Annotated in this window: 16 protein-coding genes; 5 read left to right on the top strand and 11 right to left on the bottom strand. The window is 63.9% G+C overall.

Annotated elements, in window-relative coordinates:
• Nucleotides 1–129: 129 nt before the first annotated feature.
• Nucleotides 130–1,080, top strand: a complete 951-nt coding sequence (locus H0W65_RS00775; RefSeq protein ID WP_294002816.1) for an SDR family oxidoreductase — start codon at nt 130–132, stop codon at nt 1,078–1,080.
• Here the strand turns inward: H0W65_RS00775 and recO are convergent.
• Entirely contained in the window at nt 1,077–1,814 is a 738-nt protein-coding gene (gene recO, locus H0W65_RS00770; protein WP_294002814.1) for a DNA repair protein RecO, read from the bottom strand. The genes H0W65_RS00775 and recO overlap by 4 nt on opposite strands.
• Nucleotides 1,814–3,751 (bottom strand): excinuclease ABC subunit UvrC, encoded by a 1,938-nt coding sequence (gene uvrC / locus H0W65_RS00765; RefSeq protein ID WP_294002812.1) that lies wholly within the window; start codon nt 3,749–3,751, stop codon nt 1,814–1,816. Before uvrC ends, recO begins: the two co-directional genes overlap by 1 nt.
• A gap of 119 nt (nt 3,752–3,870) precedes the next feature.
• On the opposite strand from uvrC, the gene H0W65_RS00760 reads away from it, so the two are divergent.
• Nucleotides 3,871–4,332, top strand: coding sequence for a GreA/GreB family elongation factor (locus H0W65_RS00760; RefSeq protein WP_294002810.1), 462 nt, complete (start codon nt 3,871–3,873; stop codon nt 4,330–4,332).
• Nucleotides 4,333–4,359: 27 nt separating this feature from the next.
• Here the strand turns inward: H0W65_RS00760 and H0W65_RS00755 are convergent, their stop codons facing one another.
• Together H0W65_RS00755 and H0W65_RS00750 are read right to left on the bottom strand one after the other, a co-directional pair.
• On the bottom strand, nt 4,360–5,856 hold the full coding sequence (locus H0W65_RS00755) for an NAD(P)(+) transhydrogenase (Re/Si-specific) subunit beta (RefSeq protein WP_294002808.1): 1,497 nt from the start codon (nt 5,854–5,856) through the stop codon (nt 4,360–4,362).
• Complete coding sequence (locus H0W65_RS00750) at nt 5,849–6,139, bottom strand: NAD(P) transhydrogenase subunit alpha (RefSeq protein ID WP_294002806.1); 291 nt, start codon at nt 6,137–6,139, stop codon at nt 5,849–5,851. The genes H0W65_RS00755 and H0W65_RS00750 overlap by 8 nt, the downstream gene beginning before the upstream one ends.
• Before the next feature lie 163 nt (nt 6,140–6,302).
• On the opposite strand from H0W65_RS00750, the gene H0W65_RS00745 reads away from it, so the two are divergent.
• Nucleotides 6,303–8,597, top strand: a complete 2,295-nt coding sequence (locus H0W65_RS00745) for an EAL domain-containing protein (protein ID WP_294002804.1) — start codon at nt 6,303–6,305, stop codon at nt 8,595–8,597.
• Between the two features lie 359 nt (nt 8,598–8,956).
• On the opposite strand, the gene H0W65_RS00740 is transcribed toward H0W65_RS00745, so the two are convergent.
• Both H0W65_RS00740 and H0W65_RS00735 read right to left on the bottom strand, forming a co-directional pair.
• Complete coding sequence (locus tag H0W65_RS00740; RefSeq protein WP_294002802.1) at nt 8,957–10,078, bottom strand: NAD(P) transhydrogenase subunit alpha; 1,122 nt, start codon at nt 10,076–10,078, stop codon at nt 8,957–8,959.
• A gap of 9 nt (nt 10,079–10,087) precedes the next feature.
• Nucleotides 10,088–10,237 carry an aa3-type cytochrome c oxidase subunit IV gene (locus H0W65_RS00735; protein WP_294002800.1) on the bottom strand — a complete coding sequence of 50 codons (150 nt, stop codon included), beginning with the start codon at nt 10,235–10,237 and terminating at the stop codon, nt 10,088–10,090.
• Between the two features lie 133 nt (nt 10,238–10,370).
• Between H0W65_RS00735 and H0W65_RS00730 the strand changes: the two genes are divergently transcribed.
• Nucleotides 10,371–11,807, top strand: a complete 1,437-nt coding sequence (locus H0W65_RS00730; RefSeq protein WP_294002799.1) for a sigma-54 dependent transcriptional regulator — start codon at nt 10,371–10,373, stop codon at nt 11,805–11,807.
• A gap of 18 nt (nt 11,808–11,825) precedes the next feature.
• Entirely contained in the window at nt 11,826–12,584 is a 759-nt protein-coding gene (locus tag H0W65_RS00725) for a phosphodiester glycosidase family protein (protein ID WP_294002797.1), read from the top strand.
• Here the strand turns inward: H0W65_RS00725 and folP are convergent.
• The 5 genes from folP to glmM form a co-directional block, all read right to left on the bottom strand.
• Nucleotides 12,535–13,593 (bottom strand): dihydropteroate synthase, encoded by a 1,059-nt coding sequence (gene folP, locus H0W65_RS00720; RefSeq protein ID WP_294002795.1) that lies wholly within the window; start codon nt 13,591–13,593, stop codon nt 12,535–12,537. The two genes, H0W65_RS00725 and folP, sit on opposite strands and share 50 nt — an antisense overlap.
• 7 nt (nt 13,594–13,600) lie before the next feature.
• A complete protein-coding gene (locus tag H0W65_RS00715) occupies nt 13,601–14,674 on the bottom strand; it encodes a site-specific DNA-methyltransferase (protein WP_294002970.1) in 1,074 nt (357 codons plus the stop codon).
• Between the two features lie 221 nt (nt 14,675–14,895).
• Nucleotides 14,896–15,513, bottom strand: coding sequence for a ribonuclease HII (locus H0W65_RS00710; RefSeq protein ID WP_294002793.1), 618 nt, complete (start codon nt 15,511–15,513; stop codon nt 14,896–14,898).
• 84 nt (nt 15,514–15,597) lie between these two features.
• Nucleotides 15,598–16,764, bottom strand: coding sequence for a bifunctional hydroxymethylpyrimidine kinase/phosphomethylpyrimidine kinase (gene thiD, locus H0W65_RS00705; RefSeq protein WP_294002791.1), 1,167 nt, complete (start codon nt 16,762–16,764; stop codon nt 15,598–15,600).
• 106 nt (nt 16,765–16,870) lie between these two features.
• Nucleotides 16,871–17,959, bottom strand: a 1,089-nt coding sequence (glmM, locus tag H0W65_RS00700; protein WP_294002789.1) for a phosphoglucosamine mutase, incomplete at its 5' end; no start/stop codon positions are given.

Below are 17,959 nucleotides of genomic sequence, written 5' to 3'. Positions count from 1 at the left end.
GGCCGCGACCTTCGCAAGCCGCAACATCGCCAATCGACAGGATCACTTTATCGCGCCAAGAAGCCCGGCATGGATCCGTCGGACTTTGATCTTCCTCGCTTGCTCGAGGGCCGCCAGAGGCGATGGCTAGTGACCGGCCCCGCTGGATTCATTGGATCGAACCTGGTCGAGGTGCTGCTCGCTAACGGCCAGAGCGTGGTCGGCCTCGACAATTTCGCAACCGGGCATCAACGCAACCTCGACGAGGCGCTGAGTTCCAGCCGCGGGACCTTCCGGATGATTGTTGGCGACATTCGCGATCGCTATACCTGCGCCGCGGCCGTCGCCGGTGCCGATATCGTCCTCCACCAGGCAGCGCTCGGATCGGTGCCGAGATCGATCGCCGATCCGCTGACCAGCCACGACGTCAACGTCACCGGCTTCCTCAACATGCTCGATGCAGCGCGGTCCGCCGGCGTGTCACGCTTCATTTACGCCGCCTCCAGCTCAACTTATGGCGACGAACCCAATTTGCCCAAGCGCGAGGAGCGAATCGGCAATTCGCTGTCGCCCTATGCGGCAACGAAGCTGGCCAACGAGATTTACGCCTCGGTCTATGCCCGATGCTATGGCTATCAGGCCACGGGGCTGCGCTATTTCAACGTGTTCGGCCCACGCCAGGACCCTGATGGGGCCTACGCGGCGGTGATCCCCAAATGGGTCGCGGCGATGATCGCGGGCGAGGAGGTCGTCATCAATGGCGACGGCGAGACCAGCCGCGATTTCTGCTATGTCGCCAATGCCGTTCAGGCAAACCTGCTAGCCGCGCTCGGCCCCGACGAAGCGCAAGGGGAGGTCTATAATGTCGCGTTCGGCGACCGCGCCACGCTCGGGGAGTTGTTCGCGTTCATCCGCGACGGGCTGCGCGATCACCAAGTCCATTATGACCGAAAGCCGACGATGGCCGACTTTCGCGCCGGCGACGTGCGCCATTCCCAGGCCGACATTTCGAAGGCGCGCCGCAAGCTCGGCTATCAACCGGCCTATTCGGTCAAACGCGGCCTCGATGAAGCCCTGCCCTGGTATATCGCCAGACCTTAGCCGGGCCCGGCAGCACGCCGCATCCGCTCGACCAGCCGTCCCCGCGCATCGGCGACCGTCGCCGAACGATCCGTGACCACATCGCGGAGCAGAAAGTGGCCGCTTAGAGTCAGTCCGTCGAGAATATCCGCCCATGACGCTATCCCACCCTCGCGCACAAAGCGTGGCAGGGGCAGCAACTTGCCGAGATAGGGCTCGGCCTCGGCCGCGCTAACCGCCCTGCCCGAGCGCGGGCTGACCGCGATCAAATCCTCTGCGTCGCCGCTCACCGCGCAGCGATCGAGGTCGAGCCCGAAGCCGAGCTCAGCGAGCAGCAGCAGTTCGTAGCGAACCAGCGCAGCGCCCCAGCCGCTCGCAGCCGGGGCCGCTTCGACCGCCGCCAGCAACCCATCAAGCGCGGAATAGAGCCGCCGATAGGGCTGCGCTTCGGGCAAGGCCGTTGTGGTCAGCGCGGTCGCCCAGTCGATCGCCGCAGCGGGCAGCGGCTCGGCGAGCAACGGGGCTCGGCTATGCAGCAGCTCGACCGTCGCCTGCGGCAACTGCGTGTCGGTCCGCGCGCGGAGGGTGGCCTCGACCAAATTCCCGGCGAGCAGCACCGGACGCATCCGCCGTCCGCGCGCGCCGCGCACGTAGGCCGCCTGCAGCCCATGCTCCGGCGTCATCACCCGCAGCACTGCGCCATGCTCGCCGTGGGGGCGCAGCGAGAGGATGATAGCGGGCGTGGTGAAGCGCATCAGCCGTGCGGGTGGAAATAGTCGTAGAGCTGCAGCGCCATCGTCTTCGAAATACCCGGCGCCCGCTCGAGATCATCGAGCGCCGCGCCCTTGACCGCCCGGGCCGTGCCGAAGTGCATCAGCAGCGCGCGCTTGCGGTTGGGGCCGATCCCGGGAACTTCGTCGAGGGTCGAGGTGGTCAGGCTCTTGGCGCGCTTGGCCCGATGCGTGCCGATGGCAAAGCGGTGCGCCTCGTCGCGCAGCCGCTGGAAGTAGAACAGCAGCGGCGCGTTGGGCGGGAAAGTGATTTCGCGGCCGCCCGGCATATGAAACGTCTCGCGCCCGGCGTTGCGATCAGGCCCCTTGGCGACCCCGACGACCGGAATGTCGTGGACCCCGGCATTCTCCAGTATTTCGCACACGGTGGAGAGTTGCCCCTTGCCGCCGTCGATCAGCAACAGGTCCGGCCATTCGCCGGAGCTACGGTCCGGGTCCTCCTTTTCCAGCCGGGCGAAGCGCCGCTCGAGCACTTCGCGCATCATCCCGAAATCATCGCCTGGCGTAATCCCCGACTTGATGTTGAACTTGCGATACTGATTCTTGCGGAACCCTTCCGGCCCGGCGACGATCATCGCGCCGGTGGCGTTGGCGCCCATGATGTGGCTGTTGTCATAAACCTCGATGCGCTTCGGTGGTTCGGCCAGCTCAAACGTCTCGGCCAGCTCGCGCAGCAATTTGCCCTGGGTAGTCGATTCCGCTTGCCGCCGTTCGAGCGCTTCTTCGGCGTTGCGCTTGGCCTGGTCGATCAGCTTCTTGCGCGCGCCACGCTGCGGCCGGTCGATCTCGACCTTGCGCTCGGCGCGCTCGCTCAACGCCTCGGCGATCAGCGCTGCTTCTGGCAGGTCGCGGTCGAGCAGAATGCGGCGCGGCGGCGGGACATCCTCGTAGAATTGGACGAGAAAACTCGACAGCACTTCGGCTTCGGGCACATCGTTGGTGTGCGCCGGGAAGAAGGCGCGATGCCCCCAATTCTGCCCGCCGCGGATAAAAAAAGCCTGGATGCACATCTGGCCGGCGTTGCAGGCGAGCGCAAAAATGTCCCCATCGCCCAGCCCCTCGGCATGAACCGTCTGGCTGCCCTGGATATAGGTCAGCGCGCGCAGCCGGTCGCGAAAGACCGCGGCCAGCTCATAATCCTGCTTGTCGGCCGCCTCGGACATCGATTTGCCCAGCCGCGCCTGGACCCCAGTCGATTTGCCGGTGAGGAAATTCTTGGCGTCGGCGACCAGCTCGCCATACTCCTCCTCACCGATCCGCCCGACGCACGGTGCCGAGCAGCGGCGGATTTGATACAGAAGGCACGGACGCGAGCGGTTGGTAAAAAAACTGTCGGAACAGCTTCTTAGCAGGAATAGCTTCTGCAACGCATTAAGCGTCCGCGTGACCGATCCGGCGCTGGCGAACGGCCCATAATATTGCCCCTTCGCGCGTCGCGCACCGCGATGCTTCTGGACCCGCGGAAAGGCATGATCGTCGCGCAGCAGGATGAACGGGAAGCTTTTGTCGTCGCGCAGCAGAACATTGTACGGCGGACGGAAGCGCTTGATCAGCTGCGCCTCGAGCAACAGCGCCTCGGCCTCGGTACGTGTGGTGACGATGGTCATCGACCGCGTCTGGCTGACCATCCGCTGCAACCGCTTGGGCAGCCGCGCGACCTGGGTGTAATTGGCCACCCGGCTTTTGAGCCCCTTGGCCTTGCCGACATAGAGCACGTCGCCCCGCGCATCCTGCATCCGATAAACGCCAGGCCGCACCGGTAACGTCTTCAACACGTTGCGGATAGCGGCCACCCCCGCCTCGATGTCGGGCGCGCCTGACCCGCGCACGGTATAGGTCGCCGCCTCCTCATTGAAGCGCGCGGAAGCATTGGGCTGGTCTGGGCGATCGGCTTTGCTCACGAGAAGGATTTAGAGGCTAAGCGACAGAGTTGCGATAGGCAGCGCGCCAATCCTCGTGCGAGGACGTCCGCCTATGCTAATAGGCCGACGATGATTGCCCACCGCCCCCGCGCCCGCCGATGAGCGTCGCCTTTCGCCGCGAGAGCGATGAGGAGCATCTCGAGCCAAAGTTCGAGCTGCCGATGCCGCCCGGCCCCAACCTCGTCACCGAACGGGGCTATGCGCTGATCGAGGCGCGCCATGACGCGATCGAGGCTCAGCTTGGCGCCGAACTTGGCGAGGAGGAGCGCAAGGCGCTGCTGCGAGACGCCCGCTACTGGCGCAACCGCCTCGCCAGTGCCCAGATCGCCGCTGCCCCCAAGGGCGATATGGTCGCGATCGGGACGCGCGTGACGTTTGTTCGCGCTGGCGAAACGCGCGCAATGGAAATCGTGGGGCACGACGAGGCCGATCCCGCCGCCGACCGCATCGCCTTTTCCGCGCCCCTCGCCCGCGCCTTGCTCGGCGCCGAAGTCGGGGAGGAGGTCGAGTTGCCGGGCTCGGGCAAAGCGATCACCGTCATCGCAATCGAGGTTCGCTAGACGACAGCGCGCGAACTGTCGCCCAACCTAGCCGAGCGCTTTGACGATTTCCTCGACCATCTTTTTCGCGTCGGACAGAAGCATCATCGTGTTGTCGCGATAGAATAGCTCGTTATCGACCCCGGCATAACCCGCGCCGCCCATCGACCGCTTGATAAATAAAACGGTCCGCGCCTTCTCCACGTCCAACACCGGCATGCCGTAAATCGGCGATGTTTTGTCGGTCTTTGCGGCCGGATTGGTGACGTCGTTGGCGCCGATCACGAAGGCGACGTCGGCCTGCGCGAATTCGCTGTTGATGTCCTCCAGTTCGAACACCTCATCATAGGGAACATTGGCCTCGGCAAGGAGAACGTTCATGTGCCCCGGCATCCGCCCCGCCACCGGGTGGATCGCATATTTGACCTCGACCCCCTCTTTCTTCAGCATCTCGGCCATTTCGCGCAGCGCATGCTGGGCCTGGGACACCGCCATGCCATAGCCCGGAACGATGATCACCTTGTCGGCCTGTTTCATCAGGAACGCGGCGTCCTCGGCCGAGCCGCGCTTGTAGGGCCGGTCGATCGCTTCGCCGCCGCCGGAGCCGGCAACCGCGCCGAACCCGCCGGCGATGACGCTGATGAAGCTGCGGTTCATCGCGCGGCACATGATATAGCTCAAAATCGCGCCCGACGATCCGACCAGCGCGCCGGTGATGATCATCGCGCTGTTGTGCAGCGTGAAGCCCATCGCCGCCGCCGCCCAACCCGAATAGCTGTTGAGCATCGAAATCACGACGGGCATGTCCGCGCCGCCAATCGGGATGATGAGGAGGAAGCCTATCGCGAAGGCGAGCGCGGTGATGGTCCAGAATATCCAGGGCGACTGATCCTGAGTGAAATAGGCGATCAGCCCGAGGATCGCGACCAGTGTGCCAAGGTTGAGGACATGCCGCAGGGGCAGCAGAATTGGCGCGCCCGACATGGTGCCGTTGAGCTTCAGAAAGGCGATAACCGAGCCAGAGAAGGTGATCGCGCCAATCGCGACGCCAAGCCCCATCTCGACCCTGCTTACCGGCAGGATGCTAAGGAAAGAGGGGGTGGCGATCGGCGTGATCCGCACGGCGATTCCGAACGCCTCCGGGTTGAGGAAGGCGGCCGCTCCGACTAGCACCGCGGCCAAGCCGACCAAACTGTGGAAAGCCGCGACCAACTGAGGCATCGCGGTCATCTGGATCCGGCGGGCGGTAACCAGCCCAATGCCGCCGCCGATCACGATGGCGGCCAGAATTTCACCGATGGCCGTCCAATCGATCAACATCATTTCGAATGGCCGAATGTGTTGGCCGTCCAGACCCACCGCCGAAAAGTCCAGAAATTGCGTCCACAACGTCGTAATGACGGCAATAGCCATCCCCGCCATGCCTAGCCGGTTGCCGCGCTGGCTGGTTGCCGGGCTCGACAGGCCGCGCAGTGCGAGGATGAAGCAAATGCCGGCGATCAGATAAGCGATCAGCACCCACGCCGGGGTCACCGCCTCATGCATCGCCGCGGTCCTTTTTCTTGTACATCGCCAGCATCCGCGCGGTCACCGCGAAACCGCCAAAAATATTGACGCTGGCCAACGCGACCGCGACCAGCCCAAGCCATTTCGACGTGACAGAGCCGCCTGCAGCACTGGCGATCAACGCGCCAACGATGATGACCGAAGAAATCGCGTTGGTCACCGACATCAGCGGCGTGTGCAGCGCCGGGGTCACCGACCAGACGACGAAATAGCCGACGAAACAGGCCAGCACGAATATCGATAGGATCGAGATGAAGTCCAAGCCGGCCTCCCTTGGCAAAGCCGATGTTGTGGCAAGGCCGTGGCGGCTTGTCGAGGGCGGCCGGGCGCATCACTGCCGCGCCCGATTAATTCCGGCGCGGTTTCCGATTTGATAACCTTTTTCTGCGCATCGCGGGTGGGAAGAAGCAGGAAGCCGAAACCATATGCCCCTGTTGCGCCGAACCGGTAGCAAGTCCGCAACCCGAGGCCCGTATCGGACGGTCATCTGGGCGGTGTTGCTTGGCCTACTGTTCGGGCTGATTGGCGCAGGCGAATATCCTGAGGACCGCTTACGTGTCGTGCGCAACTATTTTCATGAACGGCCGGTCAGCGGCGATATCGTGCTGGTCGCGATTGACGAAAAATCGGTGCAGAAGGTCGGCCGCTGGCCGTGGCCTCGGTCGCGCTATGCCGAACTGATCAGCAAGATTGGCGCCTCGCATCCCAAAATGCAGGTGCATGACTTCATTTTCCCTGATCGGACGACGCCCGTCGAAGACGCCGCCTTGGAACGCGCCATCTCTTCGAACACGAACGTCGTGCTAGCTATTCTTGATCGGGTAGGGATTGACAACGAACCGGGCGTTAGTGTGCGTTCACTTCCGCGTTTTTATCGAAATGCGCAAATTGGTTCGATTTCTGCTCATTATAATTATGCAAACGAAATTTGGAACTTGAACTATTGGGTCCCGATTGGAGGTAGAAAGTTTCCAACTTTTGCGACAATCATGACGGAGAGGAAGGTTAGCGACCGACCGTCATTTCGGATCGATTACGCCTTCGACGTAAAATCCATCCCAAAAATCAGCGCAATTGATTTACTCGCGGGCCGAGTGCCCGCTTCTGCTTTGCGCGGTAAAGTCGTTATCGTTGGCCCGGACGCTTGGCGACAATATGACCAATATATGATACCCGGTCAGGGAAAATACGGCGGCGTGTACGTCCATATAATTGCGGCAGAAACCCTGAAGGCGGGCGATCCAGTTGACATGGGGTGGCTACTTGTACTTGTGATTACCTTAGGCGCGATTCTTTTGTGCTTGCGAATGAGCGGACCGAAGCGCCCTCTAGTCCTCGTTGCCGTGGGTATCGGACTTTTGGCCGTACCGGTGGCCTTGGAAGCAAACCTAATCTTCATTGACATCACTCCAGCGCTCTTCACGCTGATTTTTGTGGGTACAGCGCTTGGGTGGGCCCACGCGAAGAAACGCGGATTGGTCAACACCGTCAGCGGCCTGCCGAATATGCACGCGCTGCGGCGGTCCCATCAAGAACGCAATCGGACGCTAGTCGCCGCGCGAATTCTCAACTTCCCGCAAATCGTCTCGACGATGTCGCTCGCGCAGGAGGCAAATCTGATTGAACAAATCGTCGCTCGTCTCAAGGTGGGCTCGGAAATTGAGACCGTCTATCAAGGAGACGAGGGCATCTTCGCCTGGACCGTCCAGCCCGACACAGCAATCGGCCATCATGTCGAGGCGCTGCATGCTTTGTTCCGCAGTCCTGCCAAGGTCGATGGAAAACAATTTGATATTTCGGTGAGTTTTGGCGTCGAAATCGGCAGTGGGCGATCTATCTCCAATCGTCTTGGCAGTGCGCTGGTCGCGGCCGACGAAGCGCATAGAGAGGGGCTTCGCTGGAAATACCATGATCCGGAACGGCTGAAGGATGCCGAATGGCGGCTTTCGCTGCTCGGCCAGCTCGACAATGCCATCGACAATGGCCAAGTGTGGGTCGCCTTTCAGCCGCAGATGGACCTCACTACCGGTTTCACCAAGGGCGCGGAAGCGCTTGCGCGTTGGACCCACCCGGAAAAAGGGCCGATCAGCCCAAGCGAGTTTATTGCGGCGGCCGAGCAGAATGACCGCATCGAAAAGCTGACCTTTTTCGTCCTCGACCGCGCGATTGCGGTGGCGGCCAAGGTCAACCGCGACCACCGCCCGTTCGATATGGCGGTCAACCTTTCGGCGCGCATGTTGTCGAACCCCATTCTTCCCTCACGCGTCAGCGCGCTGCTCCGAAAGCATCATCTCGACCCGGCCAGGCTAACCCTGGAACTGACCGAAACCGCCACGCTGGCCACCAACGGATCCGATATCGAGCCGCTATTACGCCTGCGCGATCTGGGAATCAAAATTTCGATCGACGATTATGGCACCGGACTTTCGACCCTCGAATATCTCAAGAAAATCCCGGCTAGTGAGATCAAGATCGACCAGAGCTTCGTCAAATCAATGCGCGACAACCGCAGCGATCTGGTCATGGTTCAATCGACGATCGCACTCGCCCACTCCCTCGGTCGCACGGTTGTCGCCGAAGGAGTCGAGAACCGCGAGACCCTGGACCTCCTAGTCGCAATGAAATGTGAAGTTGCGCAAGGTTTCGTCATCGCCCGCCCGTCCAGCTTCAGCGATTTAAGCAGACGGCTAACTAGCGAGAGGAAACGCCGGGCCGCATAACTTGGTAAATTTCTTGATAACCATTTCGATTAAGGTTAACGTCCCTGTCGACGGCATGAGTGGCCGTGCGAACACAGGGGACGATCATGAAGAAGATTCAACGCCCGAACCGCGGGCTGTGGACTTGGCTCTTCGGCGGCGGCTGGGACGGCGTAGGCGGTCGCGGCTAACAATTTTCTCGGCCTCGGCCGGGTAACAATTTGAGACAAAAGGCGATTTGCGGTTCGGCGCAGATCGCTGTTTGTCGTTTACGCTCTATTTGAATTGTGCTTGGCTCACTCCGTCACGGGTGCGCTGGGCCTTTTTCGTATCGACCGGGCATCGCCGAATTCGCGACCGATTTCCGCCTGCGACTCGGGCTAGGGCCGAACTCGTTCATGAACCACTGCGCCCGCGCGCGTCAGGCGAATCGCTTTCACAATCTCGTCTTCGTCGGGGAGCGCCAGGCCCGCCTCCTTGTCCCAAAAGGCGGCGAGGAAATTGTACAGATTGCGTGAATATAGCGCCGATGCGTCGGCCGCCAGGCTGCGCGCCAGTTGCACCGCGCCGACAATTTTCACTCCGTGGCGATCGATTGTCTCGCCCGCGACGCAGCCCTCGACATTGCCTCCAGCCTCCGCCGCCAGGTCGACGATCACGCTTCCGGGGCGCATCGTCGCCAGCTGCGCATCGCTGATTAGCCGCGGCGCCGGCCGCCCAGGGATCAACGCGGTGGTGATGACGATGTCCTGCTTAGCGATATGGCCCGACACCAGCTCGGCCTGCGCCGCCTGATATTCGGGGCTGGTCTCGCCGGCATAGCCGCCCTGCCCTTCGCCTTCGATCCCGGCGACATTCTCGACGAAGATCGGCTTGGCACCCAATGACTGGATCTGCTCGCGTGTTGCCGAACGGACATCGGTCGCGCTGACCTGCGCTCCGAGTCGCCGCCCGGTGGCGATCGCTTGCAGCCCGGCGACCCCTACTCCCATCACGAACAGCTTGGCCGGACTGACCGTACCGGCCGCGGTCATCATCATTGGATAGGCGCGTCCATACAGGGACGCGGCATCGACCACCGCCTTGTACCCTGCCAGGTTCGACTGGGAGGACAATATGTCCATCGATTGCGCGCGAGTGATGCGTGGCATCCATTCCATCGCCAGCGCCTCGATGCCGGCCGTGGCGTATGCCGCGATCTCGGCGCCGCGCCGTACCGGGTCGAGCGCCCCAACCAGCAGCGCCCCGGGCGTCGCGCTGGCCAGCGCTGCTGCCTCCGGCCCCGCCACGCACAGGATGATGTCCGCGTTTTTCAGAACCTCGCCCCGCGGCGCGACTCTCGCGCCCGCTGTCTCGAAGTCATGATCGGCGATCGACGCCTTTGTCCCGGCCCCTTGCTCGACCGCGATTGCGGCGCTCAGCGCGCTGAATTTCTTCACCGTTTCGGGGATGGCGGCGACCCGCGTCTCCTCGCCACTCTCCTTGAGGACCGCGATCTTCAAGCGGGCGGCCTAGTTGGCGATGATATAGAGGACAATGGCAGCGATGATCGCTGCGCCGACCGTCCCCCATTTGAACAGGTTGATGAAGCCCGAATAATTGCGCTCATGCGCCGGGTAATCCATTTCGGTAACGGTCGGATGAGCCTCGTCGGCGGCCATGGCGATTTCCCTTGGTGAAACGATCGTTGGCAGGCGTCTTAACAAGCCTGCCGTCGCCGCCCAAGCGCCTTTTTCGCCAGTGCTTAAGCTGCCCTTTACTCCTCGTCGATATGCTTGCCGGACGGAGAAGCCGATGCCCGACGAAGTCTTGCGGTCCCTGCTGCTGGTCGATGCCGACGCAAATGAGCGGCGGCAGCTGGCGTCGGTCGCCTCGCGCGCGGGCTGGAGCACAGTCGGCGCCGTCTGCGCCGAGACCGCAGTAGGCTTGCTCCAGGGACCCCATGGGCGCGAAGTCCGCGCCGCGGTCCTGTCGAGTTGGGCGGCGGACCAAAGCCCCGCGCTGATCGCGGCACTGCGCTCGTGCCGCGCCGAACTGCCGGTGATCGTGCTCGCCGACGGCGGCTCGGTCGCGCTGGCGGTCGAGGCGATGCGCGCCGGCGCGTCCGATTACCTTGCCAAGCCGATCGCGCCCGAACGCCTGCTCGACGCGCTGGCCTCGCACGCCGATCGCCGCCGAGCGCCGGGCGAGCTTGCTCCCTTGTCGGAAAAGATTGCGCCCATATTGTCGCTCGATCAGCTGGTCGGCGCCGCGCCCGATTTCCGCGCCGCTCTCGCGGTCGCCGCGAAGGGCGCGCGCAACCGCCTTCCCGTCCTGATTTTCGGTGAACCAGGCAGCGGCAAGGAAACTTTCGCGCGCGCGATCCATCACGCGAGCCTTCGCGCTCGCGGTCCTCTGGTCCAGCTCGACTGCAAGTCGATCGCGCCCAATGCCATCGAATCGGCGCTATTCGGCCATGTCCCCGGCGCCTTTCCCGGTGCCTTCGCGGAAAAGACCGGCAGGCTGGTCGAGGCCGACGGCGGCACGCTGCTGCTTGACGAGATCGGTACGCTGCCCCTTGAAACGCAGCAGAAACTTGACCGAGTCCTGGCCACTGGCGAAGTTCGGCCGGTCGGTTGCAACGGGTCCAATTCGGTCGATGTCCGGTTGATCGCCACATCCAGCCGCCCACTGCCCAACGATTTCGATCCCGACTTGGCCGATCGAATCGGGGCGACCACCGTCACCCTTTCGCCCCTGCGCGAGCGGAGCGGCGATATTCCTGCGCTCGCCCGCCATTTCCTCACCCGTTTCGCCAGCGAGCCGGGAATGCGCCCGCTGTCGATCGGCAATGACGCGCTGGCCGTGCTGATGCGCTACGGCTGGCCGGGAAATGTCCGGCAGCTCGCCGGCGTATTGTTCCGGTCCGCGCTGCAGACCGAAGGCCATTCGCTGACCGCCGATGATTTCCCGCATATCGCCGTTCAATCGCGCTTCACCGGGCGCCGCAGCGACGTCGCCACCGACATCGGCCAGGCTTCGGCCGACGCCGCCATGTCCGGCGCTGCGCAGGTAACGCTCTACCGGCAGGACGGCCATTTGCGCAGCCTCGAGGACATCGAAGCCGACATCATCCGCCTCGCCATCGGCCATTATCGCGGCCGCATGACCGAAGTCGCCCGCCGCCTCGGCATCGGTCGCTCGACCCTCTATCGCAAATTGGGCGAACTGGGCATCGACACCGCCGCCTGACGCCGCCAAGGTCACACGATGCGGCCCTGGCCCTTCCTGCTCCTGATGACCGGCTGCTCGCCGACCGCGCCCCCGCCCGCGCCCCCCAAATCTCCCTGTCACGACGAGCGGTTCGAAAGCACCGCCTTTACCGTTTGCGAGCCTGGTCGCGGCAAGATCGAAATTCATAGTGGATATCGCAGCTTTGCGGCGCTCCAGGCAGCGCTCGGCGAACGTGCCGGCAACGTCGCCTTCGCCATGAACGCCGGCATGTTCGACGATGCCGGCAAGCCGGTCGGGCTGATGGTCGAGAAGGGGCGTGAGGTCCACGCAATCAACCGCCGCAAGGGATTCGGCAATTTCCATCTGATGCCCAACGGGGTTTTCCTGGTGCGCGACAATGGTGCGGTCGAGGCCGTCACCAGCGATCGGGTCGGACCCACGCCCACCATCGAATATGCGACCCAATCGGGGCCGATGTTGCTGATTGGCGGGCAGATGAACCCGCGCATCGATCGCGATGGCGCGTCGCATTTCGTCCGCAACGCGGTGGGGATCGACTATAAGGGTGGAGCGCATTTCGTGATCAGCCTGGATGCAGTGTCGTTCGGCAAGCTGGCCCGCTTCATGCGCGAGCGGGTCGGGGTCCGCGATGCGCTCTACTTCGACGGCTCGGTCAGTTCGCTGTGGGATCCGGTCGACAACCGCATGGACGCTTTTGCCGACCTCGGGCCGATGGTGGTGGTGTTCAAGCCCGCGGAGTCAGGGCGGCGTCGCGCAACCCGCGCCACGCCTTGAGCGCCTGAACGGTCTCGGGCACGTCGTGGACACGGACCATCTGTGCGCCTTGCTCGACCGCCTTCAGCGCCAGCGCTAGACTACCGGCGAGCCGCTGGTCGGCGGGCGCCTCGCCCGCCAGCGCGCCGATCATCCGCTTGCGGCTCGCGCCGACGACGATCGGGCAGCCCAGCCCGTGAAGTAGCGCCAGACCGTTGAGCAGTTCGAGATTATGGGCCACCGACTTTCCGAACCCGATGCCCGGATCGACCAGAATGTTGGCGCGGTCGACTCCCGCCTCCAGCGCCGCCGCGACCCGATCCTCGAGCCATTCGAACACTTCGACCAGCACGTCGTCGTATCGCGGCGCGTCCTGCATCGTCGCCGGGTCGCCCCGATGGTGCATCAACACCACTGCCACGCCGGCGTTGGCGACCACTTCCGCCGATTGCGGATCCCAGGTCAGCGCCGACACATCGTTGACCAGCCCCGCGCCCGCGCCGATCGCCGCGCTCATAACCCCCGACTTGCGCGTGTCGATCGACACCGCCGTGCCGCCCGCGGCGAGCTGTTGTACGACCGGCAGGACACGCTCGATCTCGTCGCCCTCCCATACTTCGCTCGCGCCCGGCCGGGTCGACTCGCCCCCGACATCGATCAGGGCGGCGCCCTGCGCTGTCATCGTCGCGCCGGCTTCGGTCGCAGCGGTCGCGTCGGCATAGACGCCGCCATCCGAAAAGCTGTCGGGGGTTGCGTTGATGATCCCCATCACCTGAGGCTGGTCGAGTCGGATCGTGCGCGTGCCCATGATCAAAGGCGCGCGCGGCGCGACGATCCGCGCCCAATCTGCCGCCATAGCCGCGTCAAACCGTGCCTCGACCCCCTCGACAGGCACCAGTTCGCGCGTGCCATCTTCGTGGACCAGTTCGACCGACGCGAACCAGCTTAGGCCCCCCGCCAGCCTTGCGACTTTACCGTCCTGCCCGAACGGCGAATCGACGAAGCCCGTGGGGCGGAGAAGGGTTCGCATCGCTCGCTTATAGCGCGGAGAGATGCTGTTGGCGCAGCGCGTCGATCGGCTGGAGCTTGCCGGCTTCTTCGACATGCCAGAACGTCCAGCCATTGCACGAAGGCGCGCCCTGCAACGCTGCGCCCACCTGGTGAATCGACCCCGCCTGCCCTTCGCAGACGATCGATCCATCGGCGCCGACGCTCGCGCTCCAACGTCGCCTGGCGTCGGTCAGCTTGCTTCCCGCCGGCACCATCCCGCTTTCGACCAGCAGGCCGAATGCCACGCGCGGCGCGTTGCGCTTGTCGGCCATCACCGTCATCGCGCTCTCGTCCAGGGGCAGCGTCGCGTCGATCCGCGCCCGCGCTACCTTCACATATTTGGCCTCTCGCTCGATCCCGATCCATTTGCGCCCCAGCCGGCGCGCCACGGCGCCGGTCGTCCCGGTGCCGAAAAACGGGTCGAGCACGATATCGCCCGGCTTGGTGCAGGCGAGCAGAATTCGATAGAGCAGAGCCTCTGGCTTCTGGGTCGGATGCGCCTTGTCGCCGGCTTCGTCCTTGGACCGCTCAGCCCCGCCGCAAATCGGCATCATCCAGTCCGAGCGCATCTGGAGATCGTCGTTAAGCGCCTTCATCTGGCGATAGTTGAAAGTGTATCTCGCCTTGCCGTCCTTGGCGCACCAGATCAGCGTCTCGTGCGCATTGGTGAAGCGAGTGCCGCGGAAATTGGGCATTGGGTTGGACTTGCGCCACACGATGTCGTTCAGGATCCAGAAGTCGGCGTCCTGCAGCAGCGCGCCGACGCGGTAGATATTGTGGTAGCTGCCGATTACCCAGATGGTGCCATCGTCCTTGAGGATGCGCCGCGCTTCGGCCAGCCAGTCGCGGGTAAAATCGTCGTAGATCTGGAGGCTGTCGAACTTGTCCCAATCATCGTCGACCGCGTCGACCCGCCCGCCCTCGGGCCGGAACAAATCGCCCTGCAGCTGGAGATTGTAAGGTGGATCGGCGAAGATCATGTCGACCGACTTGTCGGGCAGCCGCGCCATGGCGGCGATGCAGTCACCCTCGACGATCGTGTCGAGCGGCAACTCTTTCATCTTCACCGGACTAGTGCGCGGGCGCGAACGCCCACGGGTCTCCGTCACCGGCACAATCATGTTCATCGAAACGCTAGCCCCCCGTTATCCCTCCACCGATGAGTCAGGCGGGAGTCGCGGTCAAGGCCGCGGCTATGTTTGGGCGCCCCGGAGGCATAAGAACAAACGGAATCCGCCACGAGTCAGGGCACAAAATATAGGGCCGGAACTGCGGGTCTTACTCAATCCCTTGTGGTGTGGCCGTAAAGACTCAAACCCTGGAAAAGCTGACACTGGGCCACCGGCGCGAAGCTACGGCGGTGCAATTCACAAGGCCCGTGCTGGCGCAGCGCGGCGAGATGCTCGGGCGTGCCATAGCCCTTGTGGCGCGCGAAACCATAGTGCGGCAGCCGCTCATGCTCGGCGGTCATCAGCGCGTCACGATGGACCTTGGCGACGATCGACGCGGCCGAGATGCAGCGCTCCCTCGCGTCGCCGCCGACGATCGCGCGGGCCGGCCAGCGCCATTCCTCGCGCCGTCCGCGCGGGGTCAGATTGCCGTCGATCAGCACCTGCAGCGGATCGCAGCCAATCACCGCGCACAGCGCCTCAACCGCGCGGGCCATCGCCAGCATCGTCGCCTGGAAAATGTTGATCGCGTCGATCTCCGCGACGCTGGCCAGGCCAACCCCGACATGACACCGCTCCCGAATTCGTTTCGCCAGCTTGGTGCGCTCGGCGGCGGCCAGCACCTTGCTGTCGGCCAGCCCGCGGATCTCCTTGCCGCATAGCACCACCGCCGCAGCCACCACCGGCCCCGCCAACGGCCCCCGCCCCGCCTCATCGACTCCCGCAATCATCGCGCCAGCCTATGCCAGAAGGCACCCTTTGGCGAAGCCAGAAAAAAATAGTTCCTATTTTCTTGCTTCACGCTTCGCGTGAAATCAGGCGTCAGCGATTCGCCACGGCGGGTAGCGTCTCGCCTCGCCCGCGCGATAAAGGAAAATGGTGTTGCCTGAAGGGTCGCGCAGTCGAGCTTCGCGCCACATCCACGGCTGGCCGCGCGGGCCGTGCTCGAATGGGATGCCCGATCGCGCCAGCCGCTCGACCCGCTCATCCAGGTCATCACACTCGAAATAGATGGCCGTGGTCTCGGACACGGTCTCCTCGGGGTCGCACTGGACCGAGAAGGTCGCCCCGCCGTTGGTCTCAAACCGGGCATATTGGTTGTCCGGACTGTCGATGATCTGCTTGAGGCCGAGCGCCCGATAAAAGTTGACCATCTTGGCATAATCGTTGCCGGTGACGGTCACTTGGTTGAGCCTCAGGCCCATGCCGGTATCGAGCCGCACCGCCTGCTGGCCTAGCGGCCCATGCCCCTTGCCGAGGCCCGGCGCCTCGTGCAGCGCCATGCGCACGAACAGCCGCGCCCGCTCGACCGACTGGGCAAGGCCGAGCCCGCGGCCGAGATAATAGGCAATTGCGCTGGCTAGCGTGCAGCCGGTGCCATGAGTGCTGGTGGTGTCGATCCGTTGGCCCTGCCAGCTGGTCATATTATCTTCCTCGATCAGCGCGTCGGCGAGCGCGTCGCCTTCCTCATGACCACCCTTGATCAGCACCGCGCAGCGATGTTTCGAGACCAGCTGCAACGCCGCCGCGACTTCATCCTCTTCGCTCGTCAAGCGGCGCAGTTCGGGCAGGTTGGGCGTGACGATGGTCGATACGTCCATCAGCCTGCCGAACGCGGCGATGGTCGCTTCGTCGGCCAGGTTGGCGCCGCTGGTCGCGGTCATCACCGGATCGAACACCACCGGCACCGCGAGCGCTTCCAGCTTCGCCGCGATGTGGAGCGCGGTGAACGGCGATCCGATCATCCCGATCTTGACCGCGTCGACTCCGATATCGCCGACCACCGCGTCGATCTGCGCCAGCACGATCTCGGTCGGCACCGCATGGACCGCGCTTACCCCTTCGGTGTTCTGGGCGGTGATCGCGGTGACCGCCGTCATCGCATGGCCGCCGAGCATGGTGATGGTCTTGATGTCGGCCTGGATGCCCGCGCCGCCTCCTGAATCCGACCCGGCGATGGCAAGGACGCGGACCGTGCTCATCCTTGATGTTTCCGGATTGTCGAGGCTGGATGCCACTTCAGATTGGCGCCCGATCGCGCCGGGCGGTCGATCCCGCGCTTCTCGCAATCGGGCTGCATCTCAAGCATCAGGTCGCCGCCTCGCTCACTGCATCGCAAATGCGGTCGACCAGCTTCTTTACAAGCTTGGGATCGTCGCCCTCGGCCATCACCCGGATCAGCGGTTCGGTCCCCGACTTGCGGATCACCAGCCGCCCGCGCCCGTCGAGTTCGGCCTCGGCCTCGGCGATGACCGCCTTGACCGTCTCATCCATTAACGGCCGCCCGCCGGCATAGCGAACATTCTTCAGCAGCTGCGGCACCGGATCGAACATGTGCAGCACCTCGCTCGCCGCCTTGCCGCTCTCGACCAGCGCGGCGAGGATCTGCAAGCCCGCGACCAGCCCATCCCCGGTGGTCGCATGGTCGGTCAGGATGATGTGCCCCGACTGCTCGCCGCCGACGTTGCAGCCCAGCCGACGCATGGCCTCGAGCACATGACGGTCGCCGACCTTGGTGCGGTGCATGCCCACACCCTCGTCGGCCAGCTTCCGCTCGAGCCCGAGGTTGGACATCACCGTCGCCACCAGGGCCCCACCCGTGAGCGTCCCGCGTCGATGTTGGGCCAGCGCGATCAACGCCATCAGCTGGTCGCCGTCGACCAGCCGCCCCTTTTCGTCCGCGACAATCAACCGGTCCGCGTCGCCATCGAGCGCCAGCCCCAGGTCGGCGCCCGAAGCCACCACCGTCTCGCTCAGAATATCGGGCGAGGTCGACCCGCAGCCATCGTTGATGTTCGTGCCGTTGGGGCTGGTGCCCAGCGCGACCACTTCGGCGCCCAGTTCCCACAGCGCCTCCGGAGCGACCTGATAGGCGGCACCATTGGCGCAATCGATCACCACCTTGAGCCCGTCGAGCCTGAGAGTCTCGGGAAAGGTCGACTTGGCGAAATGGATATAGCGCCCCCGCGCGTCGTCGATCCGCTTGGCGCGGCCGATCTTTTCAGCATCGACCAGCTTCGACGGGGACTCCAGGCGCGCCTCGATCGCCATCTCGTCATCGTCGCTGAGCTTATAGCCGTCGGGGCCAAACAGCTTGATGCCATTGTCGGCGAACGGGTTGTGGCTAGCCGAAATCATCACACCCAGATCGGCGCGCAATTCCTTGGTGAGCATCGC

The organism is Sphingomonas sp. (assembly GCF_013816785.1).
Lineage (GTDB): Bacteria > Pseudomonadota > Alphaproteobacteria > Sphingomonadales > Sphingomonadaceae > Sphingomicrobium.
Note: the sequence above shows the minus strand (reverse complement) of the source record. Positions and strands in the feature narration are given on the sequence as shown.

Excerpts from the sequence above, each read along its gene's own strand:
- recO (WP_294002814.1), bottom strand. The coding sequence starts at position 1,814 with ATGCGCTTCACCACGCCCGCTATCATCCTCTCGCTGCGCCCCCACGGC.
- H0W65_RS00760 (WP_294002810.1), top strand. The coding sequence starts at position 3,871 with ATGAGCGTCGCCTTTCGCCGCGAGAGCGATGAGGAGCATCTCGAGCCA.
- H0W65_RS00755 (WP_294002808.1), bottom strand. The coding sequence starts at position 5,856 with ATGCATGAGGCGGTGACCCCGGCGTGGGTGCTGATCGCTTATCTGATC.
- H0W65_RS00745 (WP_294002804.1), top strand. The coding sequence starts at position 6,303 with ATGCCCCTGTTGCGCCGAACCGGTAGCAAGTCCGCAACCCGAGGCCCG.
- H0W65_RS00735 (WP_294002800.1), bottom strand. The coding sequence starts at position 10,237 with ATGGCCGCCGACGAGGCTCATCCGACCGTTACCGAAATGGATTACCCG.
- H0W65_RS00730 (WP_294002799.1), top strand. The coding sequence starts at position 10,371 with ATGCCCGACGAAGTCTTGCGGTCCCTGCTGCTGGTCGATGCCGACGCA.
- H0W65_RS00725 (WP_294002797.1), top strand. The coding sequence starts at position 11,826 with ATGCGGCCCTGGCCCTTCCTGCTCCTGATGACCGGCTGCTCGCCGACC.
- folP (WP_294002795.1), bottom strand. The coding sequence starts at position 13,593 with ATGCGAACCCTTCTCCGCCCCACGGGCTTCGTCGATTCGCCGTTCGGG.
- H0W65_RS00715 (WP_294002970.1), bottom strand. The coding sequence starts at position 14,674 with ATGAAAGAGTTGCCGCTCGACACGATCGTCGAGGGTGACTGCATCGCC.
- H0W65_RS00710 (WP_294002793.1), bottom strand. The coding sequence starts at position 15,513 with ATGATTGCGGGAGTCGATGAGGCGGGGCGGGGGCCGTTGGCGGGGCCG.
- thiD (WP_294002791.1), bottom strand. The coding sequence starts at position 16,764 with ATGAGCACGGTCCGCGTCCTTGCCATCGCCGGGTCGGATTCAGGAGGC.